Below are 9,025 nucleotides of genomic sequence, written 5' to 3'. Positions count from 1 at the left end.
TACGAGGCGCTGCTGTGTCGGTTGCCTGCTGCGGGGCATCGGCTGCTGGCCCGGTTGCAGTTCGAGGCCGATCTGGTGCGGGTCGCGGTCGGGGTGGGTCCCAAAGAACTCAAAGACACCGCCGAGTTGCGGTTGTTTCTGCTCGATCAGGACGGCCCCGACCCCGACGACACCGAACGGGCCCGCAAACGTGGGCTGTCCACCGGCACGCAGGGCCGTGACGCGATGACCCCGTTGACGGCGAATCTGACGCCGGAGGCGGCTGCGGTGTGGGAAGTGTTGTTCGCCAAGTTCGCCGCCCCGGGGGCGTAACGAGTGTCAGGCGCCCATGGTTGCGGGTCAGACGTGCCGCCGATCGGCCGGGCCGATCGTGAAGCTGAACTCCGCCACGTTGTCCACGCCACCGGAGACCACATCGCCGGGGTGCATCGGTCCGACCCGGGCCGGGGTGCCGCTGAAGATCAGATCGCCGGGGGCGAGGTCGACGGCCGCTGAGATCGCACTGATGACCTCGGGCACCGACCAGATCAGGTCCTTCAGGTTGCCGTGCTGTTTGAGTTCGTTGTTGACCCACAGCCAGATCTCGCCGGTTTCCGGGTGACCGACCTCTGATACCGGGTGGATCGGCGTGCACGGGGCCGACGCGTCGAACCCCTTGCCCCAATCCCAGGGCCGGCTCAGTTTCTTGGCCTCGTCCTGCAGATCGCGCCGGGTCAGGTCGACACCGACGCCGTAGCCCCAGACCAGCTTCAGCGCATCGTCGGCGGCCACGTCGCGGCCACCGGAGCCCAGCGCCACCACCAACTCGATCTCGTGATGGAACGACGCGGTCAGCGACGGATACGGGACCATGCCCGCCGCGTCGATCACGGCGTCCGCCGCGCGGATCCCCTCGGGATCGTCGGCCGACTCGACGGTGCTGTGCAGGTTGCCGTCGCCCGCGTGCGCGACGGTGGAGACCCGCCGGCCGTGCCTGGCGGAGATCTCGGCGACGCCGTGGAACATCTCCGCGAGGGCGGCGACGGGCACGCCCACGTCGCAGGAGATCTTGAGCCCGCGCGCATTGAGCGCGGGGTTCGAGAGCCGCCGCGCCTCGAGCAGGGCGTCGGACTCGGAGATCCCGGTGTCGCTCGCCCCGTGCGCCGCGCAGATGCCGATGATGATCCCGGCCTGCTCCTCGGCGTCGAGCCCGACGGTCTGGCCGACCAGCATCGCCCCGGCGGGCGCCGCGAGGCCGGTCGGGTGGAAGGACTCGATGATCTCGACGCTCAGCGCGTCCATGAGCTCGAGCACCTCCGGCTGCGCCGGGCCGCCCACGATCGCCGTGACCGCCCGGCCGGCGTCCTCGATGCGGTCGAAGCTCGCCCGGAAGGTGCGGGGCGTGCCCTCGGGCACCGGCTTCAGGCGGACCGTCGCCTCCGTGACGACCCCCAGGGTGCCCTCCGAGCCGACGAAGAGGCTGGTGAGGTCGTAGCCCACCACGTTCTTGCGCGTGCGCGCGCCGGTGCGCATCACGCGTCCATCGGCGAGCACCACCTCCAGACCGGCGACGGAGTCCGAGGTGACCCCGTGCGAGACGCAGCGCAGACCGCCGGCGTTCGTGGCGATGTTGCCGCCCACCGTGCACAGGCGGGCGCTCGCGGGGTCGGGCGGGAAGAAGAGCCCCTGTACGCGGCAGGCGTCGTCGAGCTCGCCGGTGATCACGCCCGGCTGCACGACGGCGAGGCGATTCGCACGATCGATCTCGAGGATCCGGTTCATGCGCTCGAGCGAGATCACGAGCCCGCCGTCGTAGGCCATGGCGCCGCCGGTCAGCCCCGTGCCCGCCCCGCGCACGCTCACGCGCACACCCGAGGCGTGGGCCCAGGCGAGGGCGGCCGAGACGTCCGCGGTCGACTCGGCGAGCACGAGCGCGAGCGGCGCGCCCTCGGCCACGGCTCGCGAGCTGTCGCGCGCGTACGGGGCGATCAGCTCCGGATCGATCACGAGGCGTTCGCCCAGCGCCCCCTGCAGCTCGTCCAGTCCGTTCACGCCGCCTCCGCTTCCCGTCGTCCGCCGTCGTCCGCCTTCAGGCTATCGCGCCCTCGGCAGGGTCAGCACCGCGACGAGTCCGCCGCCCGCCCGCGGCGCGAGCGCGAGCGATCCGCCCCAGGCGCGGGCGGCCTCGTCCGCCAGCGTGAGCCCGAGTCCCAGGCCCGGCTCGGCGCTCTCGTCGGCGAGCCGCGTGGCGTCGCCGCGGTTGAAGGGCTCGGCCATCGCCGAGAGCGTGCGCTCGTCGAGCGGTGCGCCGGTGTTCTCGATGCGCAGGCGCACCGTGCCGCCCCCGGCCTCGGCCGACACCCCCACGCGTCCTCCGCGCGCGTTGTGCCGCACCGCGTTGCCGACGAGGTTGCCGACCGCGAGCTCGAGCAGCGCCGGATCCGCGCGCACCGGCAGCTCCTCGCGCAGCTCGAGGTCGACCGCGAGGCCGAGCTCCGCGGTGCGCGCCGCGTGGGCCTCCAGCGCCGCGCCGACCGCCGCCACCAGGTCCGTCCCGCGCTCCGGCGCGGCCCCGACCTCCCCGCGGCGCACCCGGACGAGCGCGAGCAGCGCGGCGATGAGCCGCTCGCTCTTCGCGTTCGCCGCGAGCGCGCGGCGGATCGCGGGTTCGAGCGCCTCCGGGATCCTGCCCTGCGCGAGCGGGATCTCGAGCGCGGTGCGGGTGGTGGTGAGCGGGGTGCGCAGCTCGTGCGAGGCGTTCGCGACGAAGCGCTCCTGCCGGGCGAACGACTCCTGCAGGCGGTCGAGCATGCCGTCGATCGTGTCGGCGAGCTCGCGCACCTCGTCGCGCCTGCCGCCGAGATCGATGCGCTCGTCGAGGTCGCCGGCGGTGATGCGCTGCGCGAGGCCCGTGATCTGCGCGATGCGGCGGAACGAGCGCCGGGAGAGCCAGCGGGCCACGAGGATCGCGAGACCGGAGAAGACCGCCAGGGCGAGCGCGGACCAGAGTGCGATCCGCGGCAGCGCCCGATCGGCGAGCGCGCCGTCGGAGGCGGGGGCGTCGAAGGATTCCGCGGTCTCCTCCGACGCGGCCTCCTCAGCCGCCGGGGCCTCGGCCGTCATCCGGGGTGCGGATCCGGCCTCCTCCGGGGGCGGCGCGCCGTCCGACGCCGTCGGCTCGCCCGCCTGGAGCTCGGCCTCGGCCGAGTCCGCCGACGTGTCCATAGCGCCTCCCGCAGCCGGCCCGGCCGAGCCCGCCGACGTCAGCACCTGCTGCACCACCAGGTACTGCGTTCCGAGCAGCAGCGCGCCGCCCCCCACGAGCGCCGCCGCGATGAGCGCGGTGAGCCGTGCCCGGGTGCTCCAGCGCGCGCCGCGTTCGCCCCCGCGCGACGCGCCGCTCACGATCCCGTCCCGAGGCGGTAGCCGTGCCCGTGGGCGTAGTGCAGCGCCTCCGGCTCGCCGAGCTTCTTGCGCAGGGTGTGCACGGTGATCTTGACGACGCCCCGCGTGCGCTCGAGATCGCCGCCCCACACCCGCACGAGCAGCGCCTCGGGGGTCACGAAGCCGCCGTCGGCGCGCAACAGTTCCTCGAGCACCGCGAACTCGCGGGGGGTGAGCCGCAGCTCGCGTCCGTCGCGCGTCGCGAGACGCCTCCCCGGGTCGAGCCGGATGCCCGCCGATTCGAGCGGGGCCTCGGCGACGGCGTCCACGCGGCGCCCCATCGCCCGCAGCCGGGCGAGCAGCTCGAGGTAGGCGAAGGGCTTCGGCAGGTAGTCGTCGGCCCCGAGGTCGAGGCCCGCCACACGATCGTCGAGCGCCGAGGCCGCGGTGAGCATGAGGATGCGCACGGGGTGCCCCTGCTCACGCAGCATCCGGCACACGGTGTCGCCGTGCACGCCGGGCAGGTCCCGATCCAGGATCAGCACGTCGGCGTCGAAGCGGCCGAGCGCGCCGAGGGCCGTATCGCCGCCGTAGGCGACCTCCACCTCGTACCCCTCACCGCGCAGCCCCTCGGCGAGGGCGTCGGCGAGCTCGCGCTCGTCCTCCGCGATGAGCACCCGCATGCCGCGCCTCCTGCCGTGTCCGAACCGGTCCCGCACGGGACCCCTCCCTCAAGCATGCACCGTCGACGGTCTGCTCGGGGTTAGGGCGTGCCGCGGGGCCCATCCCGCGTGGGAGGATGGAGGGATGACGGGGGATCGCGGATCGCTGCAGGCGGGGGCGGGGCGCTATGCGCCGAGCCCGTCGGGCGAGCTGCATCTCGGCAACCTGCGCACCGCCCTGCTCGCGTGGCTCTTCGCGCGTGCGAGCGGCCGGCGCCTCCTGATGCGCATCGAGGATCTGGACCGCGCTCGCGACGCGGGCGCGGCGGCGCGGCAGCTGGAGGACCTCGCGCGGATCGGGATCGACTGGGACGGCGACCCGGTGCTGCAGAGCGAGCGGGGCGGGGACCACGAGGCGGCCGTCGCGCGGCTCGACGCGGCGGGCCTCGTCTACGAGTGCACCTGCACGCGCCGCGACATCCTGGCCGCGCCGAGCGCGCCGCACGCGCCGCCGGGCGCCTATCCGGGCACCTGCCGCGATCGCGGGCCCGGGGAGCGGCGGGCGGCGCGGGAGGCCATCGCGCCGAGGGAACCCGCCCTGCGGCTCCGCGCGCCCGAGGGCGTCGCGTCGCTCGAGTTCGACGACCTGATCCTCGGGCCGACGCGCGGCGACATCGACGACTTCGTGCTGCGCCGGGGCGACGGTACGGTCGCCTACAATCTCGCCGTGGTGGTCGACGACGCGGCCATGGGCGTCGACCAGGTGGTGCGCGGCGACGACCTCGCGTCGTCGACCCCGCGCCAGATCCTGCTGCAGCGGCTGCTCGGCCTGCCGACGCCTCCGGCGGTCGAGTACGCGCACGTGCCGCTCGTGCTCGGACCGAGCGGGGCGCGGCTCGCGAAGCGCGACGGCGCCGTGACGCTCGCCGATCTGCGCGAACGGGGAATCGGCGCCGGTGCGGTGCTGAGCGCGCTCGCCGCATCGCTCGGGCTCGCGGAACCGGGGGAGAGAGTCACCGCCGCGCAGCTCCTCGGCCGCTTCGATCCGGCGGCGCTGCCGCGCGAGCCGTGGGTGTGGTCGGACTTGCGACCGCCTACCTCTTGAGCGCGCGGATCACGCGCGCGAGCGCGCGCCCGGCGACGAACACGAAGGGCACGCCGACGACGAGCAGGGCGATGAGATTGGGCTCGAAGCGGGTCACCCCGTCGCGGGAGACGTAGGCGCCGACGGGCACGGCCATGCCGCCTCCGCCGCCCCCGGATCCCTCGCCCTGGGCGTCTTCGAGCCCGCCGCCGCCCTCTCCGGCGCCGAAGCCGTACGAGGTGCAGGCGACCGGGATGATCGTCGTGCCGTCGACCTCGATCGGGTCGCCGTAGGCCGAGTGCACACCGACCTGGGTCAGGGTATCCGCGAGCTGCTTCGTGAGATGTGCCATGCCCTCACCCTACCCGCTCGGGGGTCCCGGCGGCAGCCCCCTACCAGCCGTTCCCAGCGCTGTCACGGCCTCGCCGCGCGGGCTCCGGGAGCGGCCGCTTCGGCTCGATATCGTCCCCCGAGGAGACGTGCTTGATGCGGCGGATCACCCACGGCACGAGGTGCTCGCGCGCCCACACCACGTCCTCCTTGCGCGCGCGGCGCCAGTTGCGCGCGGGCAGCGGCGGAGGATCGAGCGGGGTGAGGTCGTGGGGCACGTTCAGCGCGTCGAGCGCGGCGCGCGCGATCGTGTGATGGCCGAGCGCGTTGAGGTGCAGGCGGTCCCCGGCCCAGTAGCGGCTGTCCTGCAGCTCATCGAGCGCCCACTGGTCCACGACCACGCAGTCGTGCCGCAGCGCGACCTTGCGCACGTTCTCGTTGAAGATCGCGACCTTGCCGCGGATCGTGCGGAAGACCGGCTGGAACGCGGTGTCGACCCCGGTGAAGACGAGGATCGTCGCACCGCTCTCGCCGAGCCGCGCGACCACCCGGTCGAGCTTGGCCGCCACCTCGTCGGGATCGGTCCCGGGGCGGATCACGTCGTTGCCGCCGGCGCAGATGCTGATGAGGTCCGGGCGCAGATCCAGCGCCGCCTCCACCTGCTCGTCGGCGATCTGCTGGATCAGCTTGCCGCGCACCGCGAGATTCGCGTACGAGAACTCCTCGTCGTAGTCGCTCAGCACCTCCGCGAAGCGGTCGGCCCAGCCCCGCAACCCGCCCGGGCTGTCGGCGTCCGGATCGCCGACCCCCTCGGTGAAGGAGTCGCCGATCGCGACGAACCGCGACCAGGGAAGTTCGATCCGATCCTCTGCCACTTCTTCGTCCCCATTTCCGGGCGGCGAGCCCTCTTCCGAGCATGTCAGCATTCGTTACCGATTATCCTAGAGCGCTGTGACAGATGCGGATCCCGAACTTCACCTTCCGGGGACCAGTGCAGCTGAGCACCTGCCTCCCGCCTATCCCGAGCGCGCCGCGCACGGCACGGCCGGCACTCTGCGCGCCTGGCAGGAGGAGGCGATCCGGCTGTACCTCGAGAAGGAGCCCCGAGACTTCCTCGCCTCGGCGACGCCCGGCGCGGGCAAGACCACCTTCGCGCTGCGGCTCGCCGCGATCCTGCGCTCCAACCACACGGTGAGCCAGATCGTGGTCGTCGCGCCGACGGAGCACCTGAAGTCGCAGTGGGCGGATGCCGCCGCGCGCGCCGGGATCCGGCTCAACCCGAACTACTCCAACAGCGACGGGCTCGGCTACGGCCGCCACTTCCACGGCGTCGCGGTGACGTACGCGCAGGTCGCGATGAAGCCCGTGCAGCACCGTCTGCTCACCGAGAGCGCCGACACCCTCGTCATCATGGACGAGGTGCATCACGGCGGCGACGCGCTCAGCTGGGGCGACGCGATCCGCGAGGCCTACGGCTCGGCGAAGCGCCGCCTCTCGCTGACCGGCACGCCCTTCCGCTCCGACGACGCGCCCATCCCGTTCGTCGAGTACGCGCCCCAGGGTGACGGCTCCCGGATCTCGCTCACCGATTACGACTACGGGTACGGCCGCGCGCTCGCCGACGGCATCGTGCGACCCGTCATCTTCATGGTCTACGCGGGCAAGATGCGCTGGCAGACCTCGGCGGGCGAGGAGATGGAGGCGTCGCTCGGCGAGGGCAACACGAAGGACATCACCTCCCAGGCCTGGCGCACCGCGCTCGATCCGAACGGCGACTGGATCGCGAAGGTGCTGAGCGCCGCGGATCGCCGGCTCACCGAGGTGCGCCATCAGATCCCCGACGCCGGCGGCCTGGTGATCGCGACGGACCACGCCTCGGCGAAGGCCTACGCCAGGCAGCTGCAGCGGATCACGGGGGAGGAGGTCGCGCTCATCCTCTCGGACGACGACGGCGCCTCCGAGAAGATCGACGGCTTCTCGGCGGGCGACTCGCGGTGGATGGTGGCCGTGCGCATGGTGTCCGAGGGCGTCGACGTGCCCCGGCTCGCCGTGGGGGTCTACGCCACCAGCTCGTCGACGCCGCTCTTCTTCGCGCAGGCGATCGGGCGCTTCGTGCGCTCCCGCCGCCGCGGCGAGGTCGCCTCGGTGTTCATCCCCAACGTGCCCGCCCTCATGCAGCTCGCCGCCGAGCTCGAGAAGGAGCGGGGCCACGTGCTCGAGGGGCCGAAGAGCGCCGAGGAGATGTGGGACGCCGAGGCCGCGCTCATGGCGGAGGCCGAGCGCGAGGACCGCGCCTCGTCCGAGCTCGAGGAGGCGGAGTTCGCGTACCAGGCGCTCGGCTCCGACGCGCACTTCGACCGCGCCGTCTTCGACGGTGCCGAGTTCGGCGGCTACGCCGAGGTCGAGACCGAGGAGGAGCTCGACTTCCTGGGCTTCCCCGGCCTGCTCGAGCCGCAGGAGGTGCGCGCCCTGCTGCAGCAGCGGCAGGCGCGGCAGGCGCGGCGATCGGCCACCCGGCAGGGGATCCTGGAGCACCCGCCGGAGCGCTCCGAGGCGCCCGAGGCGCTGCACCGCACCCTCGGCGAGCAGCGCAAGCTGCTGAACTCGCTCGTGGGCATGTACTCGAAGGTGTCTGGCGAGCCGCACAAGGACATCCACAACGAGCTGCGGCGGGTGTGCGGGGGGCCTCCCGTGGCCCAGTCGTCCGTGACGCAGCTGCAGAAGCGCATCGAGCTGCTGCGCCGGCGGCTGCGGCCGTAGACTGGCCCCGTGGCGAAGAAGAGGCGGGCCGCGGGAGCGGCGGGCGGCGCGACGCCCGCGACGCTCGCGCTGACGAAGCTCGGGATCCCGTTCGAGGTGCGCGCCTACGAGCACGATCCCGCGGTGACCGATTTCGGGGGCGAGGCCGCGGCGGCCCTCGGCGTCGCCCCGGAGCGCGTCTTCAAGACGCTGCTGGCCGAGGTGGACGGGGCGCTCGCCGTCGGGATCGTACCGGTGTCGGGCACACTCGACCTGAAGGCGCTCGCGTCCGCGCTCGGCGGGAAGCGGGCCGCGATGGCGGACGCCGCGCTCGCGGAGCGGAAGACCGGGTACGTGGTCGGCGGGATCAGTCCCGTCGGGCAGCGCACGAGACTGCCCACGGTGCTCGACGCCTCCGCGCAGGAGCACGGCACGGTGCTGGTCTCCGGCGGCCGCCGCGGTCTCGACATCGAGCTGCGCGCCGAGGATCTCGCCCGGGCCACGGCGGCGATCTGGGCGGAGATCGGGCGGGCGGTGTAGCGTCCCGTACGGGGCCTCGCGCGACGCGCCCGGCGAAGCGGTCCCGATTCGTGCCGCGCGGATATCCGTGCTAAGTTATTCTCTGTTCGGCCGATGAAGGTCCGGATCGTTCGCGCGGGTGGCGGAATTGGCAGACGCGCTAGCTTGAGGTGCTAGTGCCCGTATTAGGGCGTGGGGGTTCAAGTCCCCCCTCGCGCACGAACAGAAAATGGCCTCTGACCTGGGGTTTAGATCACCGGGTTGGGGGTCATTTTCGTGCCATGTGCTGAGATATGTGCTAAGCCCCACCGAGATGGGCCGCGAAGCG

The 9,025-nt window shown here is 73.1% G+C and carries 9 protein-coding genes and 1 tRNA gene; 5 read left to right on the top strand and 5 right to left on the bottom strand.

Annotation, left to right across the window (positions count from 1 at the left end):
• On the top strand, positions 1–312 hold a 312-nt coding region (locus tag ACWKZU_RS01480), incomplete at its 5' end, for a DUF222 domain-containing protein (RefSeq protein ID WP_449280615.1).
• Positions 313–339: 27 nt separating this feature from the next.
• Here ACWKZU_RS01480 and ACWKZU_RS01475 read toward each other — a convergent pair.
• From ACWKZU_RS01475 to ACWKZU_RS01465, 3 genes are read right to left on the bottom strand one after another with little or no spacing between them, the layout of a single operon-like run.
• The gene (locus ACWKZU_RS01475; protein ID WP_449280614.1) at positions 340–2,031 is read right to left on the bottom strand and encodes an FAD-binding protein; all 1,692 of its coding nucleotides are present in this window, start codon (positions 2,029–2,031) and stop codon (positions 340–342) included.
• A gap of 42 nt (positions 2,032–2,073) precedes the next feature.
• Complete coding sequence (locus ACWKZU_RS01470; protein ID WP_449280613.1) at positions 2,074–3,384, bottom strand: ATP-binding protein; 1,311 nt, start codon at positions 3,382–3,384, stop codon at positions 2,074–2,076.
• Positions 3,381–4,046: a response regulator transcription factor gene (locus ACWKZU_RS01465; protein WP_449280612.1), complete on the bottom strand. Its 666-nt coding sequence runs from the start codon at positions 4,044–4,046 to the stop codon at positions 3,381–3,383. Before ACWKZU_RS01465 ends, ACWKZU_RS01470 begins: the two co-directional genes overlap by 4 nt.
• Before the next feature lie 124 nt (positions 4,047–4,170).
• Between ACWKZU_RS01465 and gluQRS the strand changes: the two genes are divergently transcribed.
• The gene (gluQRS, locus tag ACWKZU_RS01460) at positions 4,171–5,130 is read left to right on the top strand and encodes a tRNA glutamyl-Q(34) synthetase GluQRS (protein ID WP_449280611.1); all 960 of its coding nucleotides are present in this window, start codon (positions 4,171–4,173) and stop codon (positions 5,128–5,130) included.
• On the opposite strand, the gene ACWKZU_RS01455 is transcribed toward gluQRS, so the two are convergent.
• Entirely contained in the window at positions 5,120–5,461 is a 342-nt protein-coding gene (locus ACWKZU_RS01455; protein WP_449280610.1) for a spore germination protein GerW family protein, read from the bottom strand. The genes gluQRS and ACWKZU_RS01455 overlap by 11 nt on opposite strands.
• Before the next feature lie 40 nt (positions 5,462–5,501).
• Positions 5,502–6,314, bottom strand: coding sequence for an SGNH/GDSL hydrolase family protein (locus ACWKZU_RS01450; protein ID WP_449280609.1), 813 nt, complete (start codon positions 6,312–6,314; stop codon positions 5,502–5,504).
• Between the two features lie 76 nt (positions 6,315–6,390).
• Here ACWKZU_RS01450 and ACWKZU_RS01445 point away from each other — a divergent pair, with 76 nt between their 5' ends.
• From ACWKZU_RS01445 to ACWKZU_RS01435, 3 genes are all read left to right on the top strand, one after another.
• Complete coding sequence (locus ACWKZU_RS01445) at positions 6,391–8,199, top strand: DEAD/DEAH box helicase (protein WP_449280608.1); 1,809 nt, start codon at positions 6,391–6,393, stop codon at positions 8,197–8,199.
• 9 nt (positions 8,200–8,208) lie between these two features.
• Complete coding sequence (gene ybaK / locus ACWKZU_RS01440; protein ID WP_449280607.1) at positions 8,209–8,718, top strand: Cys-tRNA(Pro) deacylase; 510 nt, start codon at positions 8,209–8,211, stop codon at positions 8,716–8,718.
• A gap of 112 nt (positions 8,719–8,830) precedes the next feature.
• A tRNA-Leu gene (locus tag ACWKZU_RS01435) sits at positions 8,831–8,916 on the top strand.
• Positions 8,917–9,025 lie beyond the last annotated feature (109 nt).

The organism is Leucobacter sp., from assembly GCF_053528595.1.
This window is presented reverse-complemented; position numbering and strand designations above follow the sequence as displayed.

Bases quoted from the DNA above. Each gene is read 5' to 3' on its own strand.
- ACWKZU_RS01465 (WP_449280612.1), bottom strand. From the start codon at position 4,046: ATGCGGGTGCTCATCGCGGAGGACGAGCGCGAGCTCGCCGACGCCCTC.
- gluQRS (WP_449280611.1), top strand. From the start codon at position 4,171: ATGACGGGGGATCGCGGATCGCTGCAGGCGGGGGCGGGGCGCTATGCG.
- ACWKZU_RS01455 (WP_449280610.1), bottom strand. From the start codon at position 5,461: ATGGCACATCTCACGAAGCAGCTCGCGGATACCCTGACCCAGGTCGGT.